The 17,746-nt window shown below is 69.2% G+C and carries 16 protein-coding genes and 1 pseudogene; 10 read left to right on the forward strand and 7 right to left on the reverse strand.

What is annotated here, in order from left to right; all coding sequences use genetic code 11:
* Position 1: 1 nt before the first annotated feature.
* Both OG303_RS06270 and OG303_RS06275 read right to left on the reverse strand, forming a co-directional pair.
* Entirely contained in the window at positions 2–1,756 is a 1,755-nt protein-coding gene (locus OG303_RS06270; protein WP_405865573.1) for a thiamine pyrophosphate-binding protein, read from the reverse strand.
* On the reverse strand, positions 1,753–3,258 hold the full coding sequence (locus OG303_RS06275) for an aldehyde dehydrogenase family protein (protein WP_405865575.1): 1,506 nt from the start codon (positions 3,256–3,258) through the stop codon (positions 1,753–1,755). Before OG303_RS06275 ends, OG303_RS06270 begins: the two co-directional genes overlap by 4 nt.
* Positions 3,259–3,412: 154 nt before the next feature.
* Between OG303_RS06275 and OG303_RS06280 the strand changes: the two genes are divergently transcribed.
* The 5 genes from OG303_RS06280 to OG303_RS06300 all read left to right on the forward strand — a co-directional run bounded on the left by OG303_RS06280 (position 3,413) and on the right by OG303_RS06300 (position 9,561).
* Positions 3,413–4,195, forward strand: a complete 783-nt coding sequence (locus OG303_RS06280) for an IclR family transcriptional regulator (protein WP_405865577.1) — start codon at positions 3,413–3,415, stop codon at positions 4,193–4,195.
* Positions 4,196–4,239: 44 nt separating this feature from the next.
* Complete coding sequence (locus OG303_RS06285) at positions 4,240–5,445, forward strand: CaiB/BaiF CoA transferase family protein (RefSeq protein ID WP_405865579.1); 1,206 nt, start codon at positions 4,240–4,242, stop codon at positions 5,443–5,445.
* Complete coding sequence (locus OG303_RS06290; RefSeq protein WP_405865581.1) at positions 5,442–6,263, forward strand: citryl-CoA lyase; 822 nt, start codon at positions 5,442–5,444, stop codon at positions 6,261–6,263. The genes OG303_RS06285 and OG303_RS06290 overlap by 4 nt, the downstream gene beginning before the upstream one ends.
* A 152-nt stretch (positions 6,264–6,415) precedes the next feature.
* Positions 6,416–8,572, forward strand: coding sequence for a PQQ-binding-like beta-propeller repeat protein (locus OG303_RS06295; RefSeq protein WP_405865583.1), 2,157 nt, complete (start codon positions 6,416–6,418; stop codon positions 8,570–8,572).
* Positions 8,573–8,586: 14 nt separating this feature from the next.
* On the forward strand, positions 8,587–9,561 hold the full coding sequence (locus tag OG303_RS06300) for a ThuA domain-containing protein (RefSeq protein WP_405865585.1): 975 nt from the start codon (positions 8,587–8,589) through the stop codon (positions 9,559–9,561).
* 67 nt (positions 9,562–9,628) lie between these two features.
* On the opposite strand, the gene OG303_RS06305 is transcribed toward OG303_RS06300, so the two are convergent.
* Both OG303_RS06305 and OG303_RS06310 read right to left on the reverse strand, forming a co-directional pair.
* A complete protein-coding gene (locus OG303_RS06305; protein WP_405865587.1) occupies positions 9,629–10,288 on the reverse strand; it encodes a DsbA family oxidoreductase in 660 nt (219 codons plus the stop codon).
* 290 nt (positions 10,289–10,578) lie between these two features.
* Positions 10,579–11,346, reverse strand: coding sequence for an SDR family NAD(P)-dependent oxidoreductase (locus OG303_RS06310; RefSeq protein ID WP_405865589.1), 768 nt, complete (start codon positions 11,344–11,346; stop codon positions 10,579–10,581).
* Between the two features lie 145 nt (positions 11,347–11,491).
* On the opposite strand from OG303_RS06310, the gene OG303_RS06315 reads away from it, so the two are divergent.
* Positions 11,492–12,121, forward strand: coding sequence for a TetR/AcrR family transcriptional regulator (locus OG303_RS06315; RefSeq protein ID WP_405865591.1), 630 nt, complete (start codon positions 11,492–11,494; stop codon positions 12,119–12,121).
* On the opposite strand, the gene OG303_RS06320 is transcribed toward OG303_RS06315, so the two are convergent.
* Positions 12,105–12,638 (reverse strand): hypothetical protein, encoded by a 534-nt coding sequence (locus OG303_RS06320; RefSeq protein ID WP_405865593.1) that lies wholly within the window; start codon positions 12,636–12,638, stop codon positions 12,105–12,107. The genes OG303_RS06315 and OG303_RS06320 overlap by 17 nt on opposite strands.
* Positions 12,639–13,440: 802 nt before the next feature.
* On the opposite strand from OG303_RS06320, the gene OG303_RS06325 reads away from it, so the two are divergent.
* A complete protein-coding gene (locus OG303_RS06325) occupies positions 13,441–14,307 on the forward strand; it encodes an ester cyclase (protein WP_405865595.1) in 867 nt (288 codons plus the stop codon).
* A gap of 219 nt (positions 14,308–14,526) precedes the next feature.
* On the opposite strand, the pseudogene OG303_RS06330 reads toward OG303_RS06325, so the two are convergent.
* Both OG303_RS06330 and OG303_RS06335 read right to left on the reverse strand, forming a co-directional pair.
* Positions 14,527–15,201: pseudogene (locus OG303_RS06330) on the reverse strand (LLM class flavin-dependent oxidoreductase); the annotation flags it as partial.
* Complete coding sequence (locus OG303_RS06335; RefSeq protein WP_405865597.1) at positions 15,164–15,832, reverse strand: TetR/AcrR family transcriptional regulator; 669 nt, start codon at positions 15,830–15,832, stop codon at positions 15,164–15,166. The pseudogene OG303_RS06330 and the gene OG303_RS06335, both read right to left, overlap by 38 nt.
* 98 nt (positions 15,833–15,930) lie before the next feature.
* Between OG303_RS06335 and OG303_RS06340 the strand changes: the two genes are divergently transcribed.
* The 3 genes from OG303_RS06340 (at position 15,931) to OG303_RS06350 (ending at position 17,693) form a co-directional block, all read left to right on the forward strand.
* Positions 15,931–16,350, forward strand: coding sequence for an ester cyclase (locus OG303_RS06340; protein WP_405865599.1), 420 nt, complete (start codon positions 15,931–15,933; stop codon positions 16,348–16,350).
* 124 nt (positions 16,351–16,474) lie between these two features.
* Complete coding sequence (locus OG303_RS06345; protein WP_405865601.1) at positions 16,475–17,269, forward strand: TetR/AcrR family transcriptional regulator; 795 nt, start codon at positions 16,475–16,477, stop codon at positions 17,267–17,269.
* A gap of 136 nt (positions 17,270–17,405) precedes the next feature.
* The gene (locus tag OG303_RS06350) at positions 17,406–17,693 is read left to right on the forward strand and encodes a hypothetical protein (RefSeq protein WP_405865603.1); all 288 of its coding nucleotides are present in this window, start codon (positions 17,406–17,408) and stop codon (positions 17,691–17,693) included.
* The last annotated feature ends 53 nt before the right edge of the window (positions 17,694–17,746 follow it).

Below are 17,746 nucleotides of genomic sequence, written 5' to 3' on the forward strand. Positions count from 1 at the left end.
TTCAGTCGGTGAAGGACCCGCGGTAGATGTCCTTGATGTTCCAGTGGCCCGGTGTCGGCACTGGTTCGTTGACCATCGGTACGTCGATGACGGCGGGCCTGCGCCGCGCGACCGCGTCGGCGAGGGCCTTGGACAGGTCGCCGGGGGTGGCGACGGTGTATCCGTCGGCGCCGCAGGATTGGCCGAGCGCCGCGAAGTCCGGGCTGTACGGCTGCCCTTCGGCGTCCGTGAACTCGCAGCCGTAGGACCGTCCGAACGACGCGGACTGAAGGTCGGCGATGGTGCCGTGGGCCCGGTTGTTCATCACCACGAAGACGACCGGCAGACCCTGTTCGACGGCCATCGGCACCGCGGGCAGCTGTGCGCTCATGCCGCCGTCGCCGATCAACGCGACCACCACGCGGTCCGGCTGGGCGATCTGCACCCCGACCGCGGCGGCCGGTCCGAAGCCCATGGTCGAGGCTCCGCCCGGAGTGATGAACCGCCCGTCTTCGGGGAGTTCGTAGCACTGGGCGACGCCGTTCTTGTTCCAGCCGACATCCGTGACGAGCACCGCGTCGTCAGGCAGCGCGTCGCGCAGGTCGGCGAGGATGCGCTGCGGACGCAGCGGGAAATCGTCGCTGCGCCCGTCCTCGCGGGCGGTGTCGAAGACGGTCCGGCGGGCGGTGGCGATGGTCGCGCGCAGGCCCTCCCGCACCAGAGGCTCGGGCATGGCTGCCTCTACGGCGGCCCCGATGGCCCGTACCGCGTCACCCACGTCGGCGACGGCACCGATCTCGACTGGGTAGTTGCGGCCGATCTCGGCGGGGTCGATGTCGATCTGGAGGAGCCGGCTGGGCGGACTGTGCTTGTCGCCGAAGGACCAGGTGTACGCCGGATCCCAGGAGCTGGCGTCGGTCTCCGCGAACCGGGTCGCCAGGGCGAGGACCACATCGGCGCCCTTGGTGTATTCGTGGGTGGTCTCCAGGCCCCAGAATCCGGGCATTCCGAGCAGCAGCGGATGGTTGTCGGGCAGGACGCCCTTGCCCATCAGGGAGTGCGCGAGCGGGATGTCGAGGTGTTCGGCGAGGCTCAACAGGGCCTGGCGGGCGGTGGGTTCGCGCAGTCCGCCACCGAAGTAGATCAGGGGGCGTTCGGCGCTCAGCAGCATCTGGGCGATGCGTTCGGCGGTGGCCCGGTCGAGAGCGGGGAGCGCGGAGCCTCCGGGCAGCGGGTACTCCCCCGCGTAGTCCTCGACCTGCCGACTCCACAGGTCCATCGGTACGTTGAGGAGCACGGCCCCCGGCCGCCCGGAGGTCGCGGTCCAGAACGCCCGTTCCGTGGTGCGGGCCAGGTCGTGGACGCGGTGGACGTGCCAGGCGCGCTTGGTGAACGGGCGGTAGATCGCGGTCTGGTCGGCGTCCGCGTGGAGGTTGACCTCCTGGTGCGGGTGGCGGCCGTAGTAGTAGGAGGGGATGTCGCCGGAGATGACGACCAGCGGGATCGAGTCGAGGGCGGCGGTGGCGACGCCGGTGACCGCGTTCATCATGCCGGGGCCGACATGGGTGAGCAGTACGCCGGGTTTCCCGGAGGCACGGGCGTAGCCGTCGGCGGCGTGGGCGGCGGCCTGTTCGTGGCGGGCGATCACGAACTCGATCGAGCTGGGGCCGAGCGCGTCCAGCAGGGCGATGTTGGTGTGGCCGCAGGTGCCGAAGACGAACTCGACTCCGTACGACTCCAGTTGGCCGACCAGGGCTTCGGCGGCGGGGACGGTCATGCGCCGGTCCCTTCGTCGACGGTGCTCGCGTCGCCCCAGACGGACAGGCCGCGGAGCATGAGGGTCTTGACGACCGTGTAGTCGTCGATCATCGAGCGGGGGGTCTCCCGTCCGAAGCCGGAGTCCTTGACCCCGCCGAACGGCACATGGTCGAGGCGGTAGTTGGAGCTGCCGCCCGCGATCAGCGCACCGGTCTGCAGCTCGCGCCAGGCGGTGATGATGCGGCCCATGTCGTGGGTGAACAGGCCTGCCTGGAGGCCGTAGCGGCTGGCGTTGCAGGCGTCGATGACCGCGTCGAAGTCGTCGTACGGGAGCACCGCGACCAGTGCTCCGAAGACCTCGTGGACGACGACGGAGGCGGATTCGGACGGTCCGGCGACGATGGTGGGCGCGGCGGTGGCGCCGTTGCGGGTGCCGCCGCGCAGCACGCGGGCGCCGGAGGCGGCGGCCTCGGCGGACCAGCTCACCACGCGTTCGGCGGCGTCGTCGTCGACCATCGAGCCCACGTCGGTGGCCGGGTCGAGCGGGTCGCCGACCTTGAGGGTGTCGACGGCGGTGGTGAAGGCGTCGAGGAAGGCGTCGTAGCGGGAGCGGTGGACGTAGACGCGCTGGACGGAGATGCAGCTCTGGCCGGAGTTGCTGTATCCGGTGCGGGCGCATTCCTTGGCGGCCTGCGCGATGTCGGCGTCCTCGCAGACGATCGTGGCTGCGTTCCCGCCGAGTTCGAGGACCAGGCGCTTGGCCCCGGCGGCGCGTGCCACGGCGCGGCCTGTCTCCGCGCTGCCGGTGAAGCTGATGACGGCGACCTCGTCGGCCGCGCACAACAGCGCGCCGATCTCGCCGCCGCCGTGCAGCAACTGCACGGCCTGCGGGGGCAGTCCGGACTCCAGTAGCAGCGCCACGATCGCGGCGGTGGCGGCCGGGGCCTGGGGCGGGGCCTTGACGAGTGTGGTGTTGCCCGCGGCGAAGGAGGCACCGAGCTTGTGGGCGAGCAGGTTGGCGGGGGCGTTGAACGGGGTGATGGCGAGGGCCACTCCGGCCGGTGCGCGGTAGGTGAGGGCGGTGTTGCCGATACCCCGTGCCCAGCCCGCGACGGGCAGGTTCTCGCCGCCGATGTGCCGGGCCTCGGCCGCGCACACCGCGAAGGTGTCCGCCACCCGGTCGATCTCCCCGCGCCCGTCCTTGACCGGCTTGCCCAGCTCCAGGGCGAGCAGTCGGGCCAGCTCCTCGCGATGGGCCGAGGCGGCCCGGGACGCCCTGTCCAGGATGTCGGCGCGCACCGCGGGGGCGAGCCGGGCCACGGCACGTGCCGAGGAGCGGGCGTAGACGAGGGCCCGGGACACTTCCTCACCGGTCGCGAGAGTCGTACGGCTGACAACTCGGCGCAGATACGGGCCCGTTCGGGTGGCGGCGGGGCCGTCGCCGCCCCATTGGCCCGCGATGTACGGGGGCGCCTCGACCACCGTCGCGTCCGCGCCGGCCTTGAGGAGTGAATCCAGCATGAGACCTCCGAGAAAACCGCTCAGTGGTACCGGTGGACTGCTCTGTGGGTCGGCGTGTAACGTACGGGCGCCAACTCGCGGTGGCAAGAGGACAGTTCGAGGAAGTTTCCGAGGGCGGTCCGTGGGGGCGGCCCGGCACGGAGGGAGAAGTCGTGTGGACGGGACCGAGCAGGAGCAGGCGGCCGAGGCGACCGGGGTGCGCAGTGTGCGCAGGGCTCTGGACATCCTGGGACTGCTGACCGAGGATCGGCCGACGGTCACGCTGAGGGAGATCGTCGACGCCACCGGCCTGGCCAAGACCACGGCGGTCCGCCTGGTGCAGACCCTGGAACAGTGCGGTCTGCTCTGGGACACCCCGGCCGGCTACACCGCGGGCCCCGGCCTGTGGCGCTGGGCCCACCTGGCCCACACCAGCTGGGAACTGCCCCGCGAGACACGCAAGTTGATGCGCGAACTGGCCGAGGAACAACAGGAGACGGTCAACCTCTTCATGCTGCGTGGCCTGGCCCGCGTCTGTGTCGCGCAGCAGGAGAGCCCCCAGCCGCTGCGCCATGTGGTGCGGGTCGGCGACGAACTCCCGCTGTGGGCGGGCGCCTCGTCCAAGATCCTGCTGCGCACGGCGCCGGACAGCCTGCTGCGGCGGATCGCCCTGGACTCACCGCACGGCGAGGGGCACGCCCGGCAGTTGCGGGTCTGGGCGGACATGGCGGCGGAGCGCGGCTTCGCTGTCAGCCGGGGTGAGCGCGACGAGGGGCTGACGGCCGTGGCCGTACCGGTCGTCGGGCGCACCGGGGCCGTGGTCGCCGCGCTGTCGCTCAGCGGCCCCAGCCACCGTTTCCCCGAGGCCGTCGTGCAACGGTTCGCCGACGCGCTCGCCGCCGTCTCCCGGCAGCTGTCGGAGCAGGGGTTCGACCATCCGCTCAGTCCGACGAAATAGCCCTCAAGTGAATCCATCGCAGAAACCTCAGAAGGAGCCGGTGCATGGCCGAACGACCGCTCTCAGGAATCCGCGTACTCGATCTCACCAACGTGCTCGCAGGACCGTACTGCAGTTACCACCTCATGCTGCTCGGCGCCGAGGTCGTCAAGGTCGAACAGCCGGGCAGGGGCGATCTCGCCCGCAGTCTCGGCCCCGACCCGGCACTCAACCGGGCCGGTATCGGCGCCTCCTTCCTCGCCCAGAACGCCGGCAAGAAATCCCTGGCCCTCGATCTCAAGGACCCCGCCGACCGGGCCGACTTCGAGGACCTGGTGCGCGGCGCGGACGTCCTCCTGGAGAACTTCCGGGCCGGGGTGCTGACCCGGATGGGATACGGCGCCACCCGGCTCGGTGAGCTCAACCCACGCCTGGTGAGCTGCGCGATCACCGGCTTCGGGCAGTCCGGACCGATGAGCACCGCACCTGCCTACGACCAGATCATCCAGGGCCTGTCCGGGATGATGAGCATCACCGGCACCACCGACACCGCCCCTCTCAGGGTGGGCTTCCCGGTCTGCGACTCGCTCGGCGGACTCGGCGCGGCCCTCGCGATCAGCGCGGCGCTGCTCGGCCGGGAGAGGACCGGGCGGGGCGTACGCCTGGACGTCTCCATGCTGGAGGTCTCCCTCTCCGCGATGGGCTGGGCCGTCTCCAACTACCTGGTCAGCGGCGTGGATCCGGAGCCGATGGGCGACCAGAACGCCACCGCCGCGCCCTCGGGAACCTTCGAGACCGCGGACGGCGGGCTGAACATCGCGGCCAACCGGCAGGAGCAGTTCGTCACGCTCTGCCGTCTCGCCGGGCTGCCGGGGCTGGTCGACGATCCGCGGTTCGCCGAGCGAGAGGCACGCAAGGTGCACCGCGCCGAGCTCAACACCGAACTCAACGCGGCACTCCGCCAAAAGACCGCCCTGGAGTGGGAGGAGACGCTGTCCTCGGCCGGGGTCCCGGCGGCCCGGGTGCTGACGGTTCCCGAGGCCGTGGAGCTCGAACAGCTCGCGCACCGCGGCTTCTTCACCGACCTGCCCTACCCGGACGGCTCGGACCGCACTCTGCGGGTCAGCGGCAACGGCGTCCTCGTCAACGGCGAGCCCCTCCCCCCGACCTCCCCACCGCCGCTGCTCGACCAGCACGGCGAGGAACGCACCACGCTCATCGCCCGCTGGCGAGCACACGGCCGTACGGCCGCCGAAGCGCCGGCCTCATGACCACCGGGCCGCAGGACGGCCTGGTCGCCCAGTGGTGGGCCACCGCCGTCAGCCGGATCGAACCCGGCATCATCGAACTGCGCGAGCACCCCGTCCAGGACCTCATCGGCCACGCGACCTTCGTCGAAACGATCTGGCTGCTGCTCCGCGGCGAACTCCCCCGCCCCGAACAGGCAAAGCTGCTGGAAGCGGCCCTGGTGGCGGGCGTCGACCACGGCCCGCAGGCGCCCTCGATCGCCGCCGCCCGGATGGCCGCCACCTGCGGGGTCGGCCTCAACAGCGCGATGGCCACCGGCGTGAACATGCTCGGAGACGTGCATGGCGGAGCCGGGCAACAGTGCGTGGAACTGCTCGACGAAATAGCCCAACAGCACGCCCAGAAAGGCAAGTTCGAGCTCGCCGTGGCCGAGGTCGTCGGCGAGTGGCAGGCCCGTTCGCGCTATCTGCCCGGTTTCGGTCACCGCTTCCACCCCCGCGACCCGCGCCGCGATCCCCTGCTCGCCCTGGTGGACCGTGCCGTGGTGGACGGGCTCGTCGAGGGCACCCATCTGCGGGCGGCCCGCGCCGTCGAGACGTATCTCAATCGCGGGCGCGAGGGAAAGAAGCCCGTGCCCATGAACATCGACGGTGCCACCGCCGTCATCTACGCCGAGCTGGGCTTCGCCGCGCCACTGGCCCGCGGTCTCTTCGTGCTCAGCCGCAGTGTCGGCATCCTCGCGCACGCCTGGGAGGAGACCGGGCAGGGACGGCGCAACAAGAGCCCCATGCCGCCCTCCATGGTCCCGGTCCACCTGGTGGTACCAACTCCGGGCTCCTAGACCCGGGTTGACCCTCTCGCCACGAAAACCTCCTGCTGCACGTCTTGTCACGCGTGCCTGGCGTGCCTAACGTGACGCCCCATCATGCGAACCCATTCTGCGGGTTTGGCGAACCATCTAGCGGACCTTGATCGAATCGAGGGAACTCAACGATGGAAAGACGCTCCTTTCTCCTGACGGCCGCGGCGGGCAGCGCGGCCACGGTCTCCTCCCTGACCTCCACGGCCGAGGCCTCCTCCGACTCCCCCGGCCTGGCGCTCCCCGTACCACCGCAGTCCGCCGCGCTCGGCACCACGGGCGTCAACTGGCCCAAGGTGGGGGGCAATTACGGCAACCAGAACCACTCCACGCTCCGCGACCTCACGCCGAAGAACGTCAAGAAGCTCGGCGGGGCCTGGCACGTCAACCTGGAGGGCGGTTCGACCTCGGCATACCAGCAGTGCACGATCGTCGTGCAGGACGGCGTGCTGTACGTCGAGACCACCCAGCAGAACGTCTTCGCCGTCAACGGCCGTACCGGCGAGGTCATATGGAAGACGAACCTCGGCACCGAGACCACCAACATGCGCGGCGTCGCCGTCGCCGAGGGCAAGGTCTTCACCATCTCGGGCGCCAACATCGTCTACGCCCTCGACCAGAAGACCGGCGCGATCGTCTGGCAGAAGCCGCTCATCGTGGAGGACAACGGCGGTGACGACGGCTGCAGCAACGACAGCGGCCAGTGCGGCGGAAACAGCGGCGGACTCGCGGGCGCGGTCGTCCACTTCGACGGCCTGATCTACGTCGGCACCGAGGGCTCGACGGCCGGCGCGCGCGGCCGGGGCTACGCCCTCGACGCGAAGACGGGCGACGTCGTGTGGACCTTCTGGGGCCCGCCCGGCCCCGGCGAGTTCGGACACGACACCTGGGAGGGCGACTCCTGGAAGACCGGCGGCGCCGTCCCCTGGATCCACCCGGCCGTGGACCCCGAACTCGGCCTGGTCTACTGGACGTTCGGCAACCCCTATCCCCGTACGGACGGCTCCTCGCGCGGCGGCGACAACCTCTTCGCCAACTCGATCGTCGCCATCGACGCCAAGACCGGCAAGCGGCGCTGGCACTTCCAGTCCGTCCACCACGACATCTGGGACGCCGACAACGTCATGGCGCCGGTCCTGGCCGACCTCCTCATCGACGGCAGGAGGCGCAAGGTCGTCGTCTACGGCTCCAAGACCTGCTGGTTCTACATCCTCGACCGGCGCACCGGCGCAGCCATACACGGCATGGACGAGCGGGCGGTCCCCCAGCACGCCGAGCACAAGACCTCGCCCACCCAGCCGTTCCCGGGCGGCGAGCCGTTCACGGACCCGTTCCCGCGCCTCGACAAGACGACACGACCGGTGCCGTTCTACCCGGTCGGCGGGCTCTACTCGGTCTTCTGGGACCGGGCCACGATCATCTTCCCGGGCGCGGGCGGCGGCGGGGACTGGGCGTTCCCGTCCTTCAGCCCGAAGACCGGGTACGTCTACATCGGCTACGGCCTGGTCAACTCGTCCTACTCCAACACGCACGGCGGCCGGGTCAACACCGCCCGCCCGCTGGGTGAGTTGTTCGGCGGCGGCCTGGTCGCCATGGACCCGCGGACCAACACGGTCGCCTGGCGCAAGGAGGGCGACTGGTCGCTCGCGCACGGCAACGGCATCCTCACCACCGCGGGCCGGCTGCTCTTCCAGGGCCGTCCGGACGGCGTCCTCGAAGCGATGGACGACACCAGCGGCGAGACCCTGTGGACCTGGCAGTGCGGCGCCGGGGTGAACACCATCCCCGTCTCGTACGAGATCGACGGCGAGCAGTACGTGGCCGTGCTCGCCGGGGGCAACGGGCTGCCCTTCCCCGACATCCCCAAGGGCGACCACCTGTGGGCGTTCAAGCTCGGTGGCAAGGTCGCGCCGGCCCCCGCGCCCACCCCGCCCTCGCGCCGCAACCAGATCCGCGTCGCCGCCGTGACCGGCGCGACAGCGCACAACACGGTCACGCTCGGCCGCGTCTGGAACACCGGTACCAACTCCCCCGGCTCCAGCGAGAACACGGTCGCGCAGAACGCCATGGCGCCCCAGTACCTCACCGTCCCCGTCGGCACCGAGGTCACCTTCACCAACCCCGCCGACAACAAGCAGGCACACGGAGCGGCGGCGTTCTTCGACGCCGAGTTCGACACCGGCCTGCTGATGCCGGGCCAGTCGTACGCGCACACCTTTGCCACAGCCGGCGAGTACTTCTACAACGACCCGGCCTTCCCGCAGTCCACCGGCAAGATCGTCGTCCAGTGAGAGGGCGGACCGTCATGACGGCAAGAACCCGCACCCCGTTGTCCATAGCGCTGGCCGTCGCGCTCGTCGCCCTGGCCGCCTTCTTCGGCGGCCGATACCAGGCCTCCGCCCAGTCACGGCCCACCAGTGCACAGGAACTCGGCGACCCCGACTACGGTGTCTGCCGCGGCACCAGCCCCAAGTGCTACCACGACTGGGGCAACTTCACCCCGGCGACCACCGGCTACAAGGTGCTGCTCTACACCCGTACCGCCGGCCCCCGGCACGCCAACCTGGGCCCCGCGCTCGGCACCGGTCTGGACCCGGCGCTCACCGCCGCCAACGTCGTACAGAACGCGGTCGTCAAGCTGGGCCAGGACAACGGCTTCACCGTCGACTGGACCGAGGACGTCACCCAACTCGCCAGCCCAGCACAGCTGTTCAGGTACAACGCGGTCATCTTCTACTCCACCAGCCGCGACACCCTCGACGACGCCGCGCAGACCTCCCTGCGCCAGTACATCCGAGGCGGCGGAGGCTTCGTCGGCATCCACAACGCCTTCGGTACGGAATACAACTGGCCTTGGTACGAGGGCCTGTTGGGCGGCGCCAACTACTACGACCACGGCCCCGAACAAGCCGGCACCGTCGTCACCCAGGACCGCCACGACTCCTCCACCGCGGATCTCCCGGCACGTTGGAACTTCACCGACGAGTGGTACAACCTCGTCCCCGCCCCGTCCAAGGTCCGTCTCCTCGCCACCGTCGACGAATCCACGCTGGCCAAGGGCGTCACCGGCAGCATGGGCCACCCCGGACACGGCAAAGACCACCCGGTGGCCTGGTGCCAGTACTACGACGGCGGCCGAGCCTGGCTCACCACCCTCGGCCACGACGCCAAGGACTTCGCCACCGACGGCTCCTTCCCCGGCGCCGAGCAGTACCAGAAGCTCATCCTCGGCGGCATCGAGTCGGCGATGGGCAAGACGCCCTTCTGCCAAGGGCGTTGAGCGGTGGAGCCGAGGACGTGCATGGCCTCTCGCCTCTCGTGGTGGATGTGTTCGAGGCTTCAGAAGCTCAGCGGGTCGCCTGCGCGGCGTCCGCGTGTGCGGTGCGCATAGCGGAGAGGAAGGTGTCGGCCGGCTGGGCGCCGGAGAGACCGTAGGCGCGGTTGAGGACGAAGAACGGCACACCCGTGGCGCCATACCGCTGCCCCTCGCGGAAGTCGGCCCGCACGGCGTCCGCGTAGGTGTCCCCGGCGAGTGTCCGCCGGATCTCCTCCTCGGGCACGCCGACTTCGGCACCGAGCCGCACCAGTGTGTCGTGGTCGTCGACCACCTCGCCCTCGCCGAGGTGGGCACGGAGCAGCCGCTCGTGCATCTGCCCGCCCAGCCCGTGCGCCGCGGCAAGGTGGCTCAGCCGGTGGGCGTCGATCGTGTTGACCGACACGGCCCGCTCCAGGTCGTACGACAGCCCCTCGGCGGCGGCGAGTTCGGTGACCTGCCGGGTCATCGCCCTCACCTGGGCGACCGGCGCGCCGGTCTTCTGCGCCAGGGTCTCGAAGACCGGCCGACGGTGCCCCTTGGGGTGGGAGGGGTCGAGCTGGAAGCTGTGCCAGTGGACCTCGACCTCGTCAGAGTGCTCGAACCGGTCGACCGCCGTCTCCAGTCGCCGTTTGCCGATATAGCACCACGGGCAGACGACGTCCGACCAGACGTCGACGCGGAGCGCGCTCACAGGGCACACACCCCGTCCGTGCAGACGGCCGCGTCGTCCGAGCCGAGGTTCGTGAGGGAAGGGACCGTCGCTTCCGGAACCGGTCCGTCGGGAGCTGTTTCGACCGATGGCACTGCCGTGCCGTTCTGGAGAGGGGACAGAGGGGGGTGCGTGTGGTCGGGCATCAGGATTCCAATCGTCGTCACGTCGGCACGCCATCGGCGCCGGACAGGGCTATGGGGGGGTGGGCGTTCTCCTCGGCGTCCGTCGCGGGGCTACGGACAGCGTGAGAGGCGAGCGGCGCTCTGCGGCTACGCGCCGGTGTCGGCCTGCGGGGCCTCGGGCTCCGGGTGGATCTGCTCGACGCGGTCGCGCTTGGTGTACATGTCCCAGTAGTGCGCGGCGAGGTCGTCCGGGTCGGCGACGGGGAGTTCGAAACCGTTGGGCATCGTGATGGGCTCGGTCCCGACCGGGGTGCCGGACTGGGCCTCGACGGCCTCGGCGGCCGCGCTGCGGGCGATCAGGGCGGCGACGGAGAGGGTGCCGGCGTAGACGCCGGTGTCGGCCAGTTCGGCGTTGAGGGAGTAGAGGTAGTTGCGGGCGGCGGCCATCACCGGGCCGGGGCCACTGGCGTGGGGCATCGCCTGGACCGCCGAGTAGCCGGTGCCCATCAGGACGGCACCGTCACCGCGCTCGATCATCTCCGGCAGCACTGCGTGGAACACCTCCACCGGGGTGAACAGGTACAGCCGAGACAGGGGCTCCAGGGTGGCCGCGTCCAGTTCGGTGGCCGGGGTGAACGTCAGGTCGGCGGCGATCGGGGCGTACTCGACGACGTCGATCCGGCCGAAGCGGTCGCGGATGGCCTCGACGAGGGCGGGGACCGCGGTGGGATCGACCAGGTCGGCGGGGAAGGGGGCGGCCTCGATGCCCTCGTCGGTGAGCTGTGCGACGAGGGTGTCCAGGCGGTCCTTGCGGCGGGCGACCAGGGCGACGCGGAAGCCCTCGCGGCCGAAGCGGCGCGCGACGGACACGCCGAGGCCGGTACCGGCGCCGAAGACTGCGATCACTTTGGACACGGGGCCGCTCCTCGCAACAGAGGTATCTTGACCGATGGGTCAAGTTCCTTCTCGACGATAACATGAAAGTTGACCTCAAGGTCAAGTTGCCTGGGCGGGGGAATGCGACCATGGAGTCCGGACACCCGACCAGGAGGAACGCCGAATGCGGGCCGACGCGCAACGCAACGCGGAGAAGCTGCGCACAGCAGCCGCCGAGCTCTTCCGCGAACGCGGCCTCCAGGCGCCCCTGAAGGAGATCGCCCGCCGGGCCGGCGTGAGCCACGGAACCCTGTACAACCTCTTCGGCACCCGCGAGGCGCTCATCGACGAGGTCGTGGCCGACCTGGCGGCAGCCCGCCTCGACGAGGCCGCCGAGCAGGCCCTCGCCCACGAGGACGCCTGGGACGGATTCGCGTACTACATCGAGACACTCTGCGAACTACAGGCCACCGACCCCGCGATCGGTGACGTGGTCGCCGGCCGCTACCCGGGCGCCGAACGACTGATGACCGTCTGCCAACGCTCCTACTCCGCCACCGCGCGCATCATCGAGCGTGCCCAGCAGGCCGGCGCCCTGCGCCCCGACTTCACCCGCGAGGACCTGCTCTTCACCTTCGGCACCAACGCCCTGCTGGCCCGCGCCGCCAAGGGCACCGCCCCCGACGCCTGGCGCCGTGGCGTCGCCTTCATGCTCGACGGCCTGCGCACCGAGGCCGCCCGCCCGCTCCCCACCGGCCCGCTGACCTCACAGCAGATGTACGAGGTGATGGGCAACCTCACCGGCACTCTTTGACGGGTCCGGCCGCGACACGGCATGGAGTTGCCTGCGACGGCTCACCCGCCGGGTGGCGTCCGGGCCGAGGGCGGTAGCCGCATTCCTGACGGCCGCTTCGGAGCAGGCGTCGTCGAAGCCGCGCAACGAGACCACCCCGCGCAGGTACGCCCCAGCTGATCGAAAGGGCGTGCTGGAGTGCGCGCTCGGTGAGTCGGCGGGCGAGGTGTGCCCGGTAGGCGGCGTCGGCCTGTGTGTCGGTGGGAATGAGCCCGAGGTCGGCGTGTTCGGCTGCTTCCGCGGGGCTCTGTCCGGCGGTGAGCGCCTGCTCGACGGCGGTGGCCCGGATCGTGCGCTCCGCCACGTTCATCAGGGCGACGCGTGGGAGGTCGCCCTGACAGACGGCCACGCCGACGAGCGCGGAGTCCTGTCGGCGGCGGCCGAAGCGTTGGTAGCCCAAGTCGTCCGTGGCCGCGGACAGGAGCCGGATCTCGACCAGTATCCCGTCGAGTTGCAGGGCGTTCTGCCAGGAAGGCACGGAAGAAGCTGTCGGCCGCTAGTTGCTCGCAGCCGGGAAGGCGGCGGCGCCCGGAACAGGCAGGCGAACCCAAGCTCCTTGGGGTGTCCATATCCAGCTGGGATCTCTATGATCCAATTCGGCCAGCATCTCCCCAGCGCTAACCTCAAGGTATTCCCTGAACGCCTGAATGCGCGATCAAGATGGAAGGGCGGCGGCTGGACGGCCGGGTTCGGGAAGAATTCGATCTCCCTGATCGGGGTTTGCATGCCGTTTCCCGTAGGAGAGGAGGCTGCGCGTTCCACTGGGGAGCATTCTGACGCCTTTTCGGACGATGACTTCAATTAGCCTGGTATATTTTGATCACCTTTATGCGGCCTGGCGCTTTCATCCTGTTTGACCTGTTTTCGAGCGGTATGCGTCCCGGCCTGCCTCGACTTCCCTCCGAGGATACGTAACATTGGCGTCGAACTATTGACACGTTCGTCAGGTGGCGATTAGCGTCCGTATGGGCTTGCGTTCGCGCTCCCGCACGGTGTGGCGACCAGGGCTCGCAATCGCAGCACACCCAGACGGAACACGGATCACCTAGGGGCGACCGTCCATAAGCAAAGCTACGGGTGTAGCAAACGGAGTCGATGACCTCGGCAGGGTTGCGGCGCCCTTCGCACAGGCCTTCCCCGATGCTCAGCTCAGTATCGAGAAGATCTTCAGCCAGGACGAATACGTGTGTGAAGAGCGCCGAGTTTTGGACGATCGATGACGGCCTCCGTCTTCTGTCCAAAGTCGGCACACTTGCCATCAAGTCAAAGGGGTGGGCGGAATGGGTCTCGAAGCTCTTGTTCGCCGGCGAGTCTCGCTGATCAATGAGGGTAAATTCTCCGCGCTTGGTGACGTCCTTCATGCCGACGCCATCACACACTACGGTAGCGGCGAACCAGTTCGGGGATTGGAGTCTCTCGTAGCTGTCCTCGAAGGATTCCAAGCCTTCCCGGACCTCAAAGTATCGATCGAGGAAGTCGTGACCGACGGCGACTTTGTCGCAGCACGGTACACAAGTCGCGGCACCCACCGAGCACCGTTTGCCGGGATTCCCGGCACCGGCACGGCGGTCGAGTTCGGTGGCGCCGGCATCCATCACGTACGTGGCGACAAGATCGACGAAGTCTGGGTGGTTGACGACCTCGCCACCCTGACGCGGCAATTGGGCAACTCGTCGTGGACCCACGCCGACTCGGAATCAGATACGGCCACTAGGCCGGCGAAGCCCGCAGTCGAGACCAATCGGGCAGCAGTGCGACGCTGGATCGAACTCGTGAATGCGCGCAAGTTGGATGACCTGAGAGAGGTATGGGCCGATGACCTCGTTCTGCACCAAGGCCCAGACCAGCCTGCACTCGTCGGATTCGATAACTTCCGTGCCCTGCTGGACATGTTCTACGCGGCGATGCCTGATCTGCAGATCTCTGTCGAGGATGTTGTCGCAGGTGCCGACACGGTGATACTCAGGAGTGCGAGCACAGGGACGCACACCGGTGACTTGTTCGGCATCCCTCCCACCGGCCGGAAGGTCACCTACGTGGGCGTGGGTACATACCACCTCGCGAACGGCAAGATAACCCACGAATGGTTCAACGACGACATGTTCAGCCTGGTACAGGCGCTGACTGCACCGGATACGGCGGCCTGAGACTGAGCATTCAGGCACAGGCACATTTATCGCGTTGCGTGCACCAACATGCGCTTGGATGTTGCGAGCCGTCCGTCTGCGGTCTTCTCCCCTGGCCCGCTTTCGGTATAGGCCCCAAGCCGCGAGCGACCGCGGCCAAGCGGCGGTCGGTCCGCACCGTCGGCGCCCCGAACCCATTGGGACGAACCGACCGGGATGGCCGCCCAGCATGGCGAGCGCCATCGGCAGCCCCAGCCGACCGGCACGGACGACCGACCCCGGGTTTTCGGCCACCCCGAGCCACACAGGCAGCGGCTCCTGGACGGGCCGCGGCAGGACCACCTCGTCGACCAGCGGGGCGCGAAACCGCCCCGACCAGGTGACCGGCTTGCCGGTGCGCAGCGCGAGCAGGAGGCCGAGCTACTCCTCGAAGAGCGCGTCGTAGTCCCGTATGTCCTGACCGAACAGCCGGAAGGAGTCTGGGAGGGCCCCGCGCCCCGCCATGGTCTCGACGCGTCCCCGGGACACAAGGTCGGCGGCGGTGAACTGCTCGAACACGCGCACCGGGTCGTCCGAGCTGAGGACGGTCACGGCGCTGGTCAGCCGGATGTCCCGGGTGCGGGCAGCGGCGGCGGCCAGGATCACCGCTGGCGCGGGCGCCGCGAAGCCGGCGCGATGGTGCTCGCCGATACCGAACACGTCCTGGCCGACCTGGTCGGCCAGGACGATCTCCTCGATCAACTCCGGAATGCGCTGCGCCACGTCGACACCTGGTCCGACGGCGACGTCCGCGAAAGTGAATGCGCCGATCTCCACGTCGGCCCTCTCCCCAAGCGCTCGTGGCGGGAGAACCACATAAGTGACGCATGCATTCCACTTAGCCGGATCGGCCCCGCAAGGCTCCTCCGGCCGCACGGCTTAGTCGGCGCAGCTCCCCATAGGTCTCGGCAGCGGACGGCGCGGGAGGCAGCGGCTCCGTCCCCTCGCTCGCCTTGGCCGCATGGACGAGGTAGGCGATGAGCCTGGCGGAGAACCGGCCCGCCTGCTTGCCGCCGCCCGCGACAACGCCCGCGTGAGCGAGGAGCAGCATGATCAGGTCCTCGGGCACGAAGTCCTCGCGCAGTCGGCCTGCCTCCTGTGCGCGGGCGATGACCTGCTGGAACGCCGCATAGGCGCGCCGCCGCTCCTTCGTGAACCGGATGGACTCGGGGAAGCTCATGGTGAGGACCTCGGTGAAGCCGCGGTCGGCGAGCTGCATGCCGGCGGTCTGTTCGACGAACGTCACGAACCCGTCCCAGGGATCGGGGTCGTCCAGCGCCTGCTCGGCGAGGTCGGCGTACGCGGTGGCCCGGTCCTGGAAGGTCTCCGCCAGCAACGCGCCCTTCGAGGGGAACCGCCGACGCAGGGTGGGTTCACCGACTCCGGCCCGCAGCGCGATCTGCCGCATCGAGACATCGGTCCCCTCGCTCGCGAAGAGCTCCCGCGCGGCCGCCAGGATCAGCTGCCGGTTCCGCTCGGCATCGGCGCGCAGTCCGGACTCACTCATGCCCTGATCGTACGGTGCGGGAATGGCAACCCTCGATGCATGGTTGGATAAATGACGCAGGTGCGCCAGTTATCCAACCAGCTCCAAGAGGGACAACCATGACCGACAGCCAGCCCGTCAAGGACACAGCCCGCGGGTTTTACGAGAGCTACAACAGCAGAGACCTGGACGCGAGCTTCGAGCAGTACATCTCCGCCGACCTGATCAACCACGTGATGGGCGGCACCTACGACCGCGCAGCATGGCTCAGCATCGACAAGGCGCTCTTCCCCGCCTTCGAGGACTTCACGTTCACCGTGCTCGACCAGGTCGCCGAGGGAGAGAAGGTCGCGACCCGCTACCGTCTCGGCGGAACGCACACCGGAGAGTTCGCCGGCATAGCCGCCTCCGGGAAGAGCGCCTTTCTGACCGGAACGGCCGTCGACCGAGTCGTGGACGGTCGGATCGTGGAGCACTGGGCGGACCTCGACTTCACGGGGTTCCTCCAGCAGTTGTCCACGCCGACGTCCTCGGAGTGACAGCACACCCCGCGTCGAGGTCGAGCAGCCACGGAGGCTTGCAGGTTACCTCGTCATCGAATATTCGCCGCCTTCGAAGAATCCACTGCGTAACGGCTCATCAGGCCTCGCTACCATCGCCTTCATGACGAAGAGCGCCCGCGGGACGAAGGCCCCCTCTGCATCCGACGGCCCCTCCGTGTCCGACGGCAGGACGAAGGGGAACTCGGCAGGTCGGCCCTCGCCCCGGCGCGAACTCGTCGAGAACGAGATGTTCGAGCAGGCGTCCCGGCTGTTCGCCGAGCGAGGCTTCGCAGGCACCACCTTGGGTGATATCGCTGAGGCGATGGGCATCACCCGGCCTGCGCTCTACTACTACGTGAAGAGCAAGGACGAGCTGCTCGCCAAGCTCGTCGAGGAGGTCACGGAGGGCCCGGCGGCGGAGATCGAGGCCCTCGCAGCGGACACCGACGCCGATCCCGCGGACCGGCTGCACCGCATCGCGCACCTGATGGCCCTGCAGCCGGCCCGCCTTCCGAAACGGTTCCAGCTGCTGCTGCGCTCGGAGGCGGACCTCCCGCCGGCAGTGGCCGAGAGCCAACGGGCAGCCCAGCGCAGCACCCTGCGCCACCTGATCGAGGTGATCAACGAAGGTGTCCTCAAGGGGCAGTTCCGTCCGGTCGAGGCGCGAACGGCCGCGCTCGCGGTGGCCGGGATGTGCAACTGGGTGGCCTGGTGGTACCACCCGGGCGGCAAGCACGGCCTGAGCGCGGACGAGACCGCGGACCAGATCGCGGGACTGGCTGTGGCCATGGTCCAGCAGACGGCCCTGCGCACCCCTGAAGCATCGGGGCCGATGGCTGCTCTGGCCCTGCTCCGCCAGGACCTCGCCTACTTGGAAAGGACACTTGACGAGCAGGCACGCGACGACAGGGGCTAGAGGCAGGCGGGCGACACCGTCACCTTTCCATCGCCAACTGCCAACCGCACCACCGGCGCCCCGCGATCTCGGCGGTCTGGCCACGAACGTCCGTCTGGACGAAGACGGCCGGTACCACTGGCACTGGGACCCTGCCATGCGCTCCGCGAACCACCGCCTCGCCCAACGCCGGCTCCGCCGCGAAGCCTGCACCCCGAACTGCACGGTGCCCACCCTGCGCGTCCAGGGCGGCCTCTCCGACGTCAGCAGCGAGGAGAACGCGAGGGCTTTTCTCGACCGTGCCCGCAGGCCGAATACGTCAACATCGCCGACGCCACACACGGTCGCGGGCGACCGCAACGACATGTTCGCCGACGCCGTTGTCGACTTCCTGTCCCGCGCGGTGCCCACGCACGGCACCCCTCACGGACTCCATGTGGAATAGCGGCGCTCATCGCGCGGTTGAGGGTGACACTGCAAGTGGCGCACATGCGTCAC

Source organism: Streptomyces sp. NBC_00005 (assembly GCF_045160215.1).
In the GTDB taxonomy this organism is placed as follows: Bacteria; Actinomycetota; Actinomycetes; order Streptomycetales; family Streptomycetaceae; genus Streptomyces.

Bases quoted from the DNA above. Each gene is read 5' to 3' on its own strand.
- OG303_RS06350 (WP_405865603.1), top strand. From the start codon at position 17,406: ATGCGCTCCGCGAACCACCGCCTCGCCCAACGCCGGCTCCGCCGCGAA.
- OG303_RS06315 (WP_405865591.1), top strand. From the start codon at position 11,492: ATGCGGGCCGACGCGCAACGCAACGCGGAGAAGCTGCGCACAGCAGCC.
- OG303_RS06275 (WP_405865575.1), bottom strand. From the start codon at position 3,258: ATGCTGGATTCACTCCTCAAGGCCGGCGCGGACGCGACGGTGGTCGAG.
- OG303_RS06285 (WP_405865579.1), top strand. From the start codon at position 4,240: ATGGCCGAACGACCGCTCTCAGGAATCCGCGTACTCGATCTCACCAAC.
- OG303_RS06335 (WP_405865597.1), bottom strand. From the start codon at position 15,832: ATGAGTGAGTCCGGACTGCGCGCCGATGCCGAGCGGAACCGGCAGCTG.
- OG303_RS06345 (WP_405865601.1), top strand. From the start codon at position 16,475: ATGACGAAGAGCGCCCGCGGGACGAAGGCCCCCTCTGCATCCGACGGC.
- OG303_RS06290 (WP_405865581.1), top strand. From the start codon at position 5,442: ATGACCACCGGGCCGCAGGACGGCCTGGTCGCCCAGTGGTGGGCCACC.
- OG303_RS06325 (WP_405865595.1), top strand. From the start codon at position 13,441: ATGGGTCTCGAAGCTCTTGTTCGCCGGCGAGTCTCGCTGATCAATGAG.
- OG303_RS06340 (WP_405865599.1), top strand. From the start codon at position 15,931: ATGACCGACAGCCAGCCCGTCAAGGACACAGCCCGCGGGTTTTACGAG.
- OG303_RS06300 (WP_405865585.1), top strand. From the start codon at position 8,587: ATGACGGCAAGAACCCGCACCCCGTTGTCCATAGCGCTGGCCGTCGCG.
- OG303_RS06295 (WP_405865583.1), top strand. From the start codon at position 6,416: ATGGAAAGACGCTCCTTTCTCCTGACGGCCGCGGCGGGCAGCGCGGCC.
- OG303_RS06270 (WP_405865573.1), bottom strand. From the start codon at position 1,756: ATGACCGTCCCCGCCGCCGAAGCCCTGGTCGGCCAACTGGAGTCGTAC.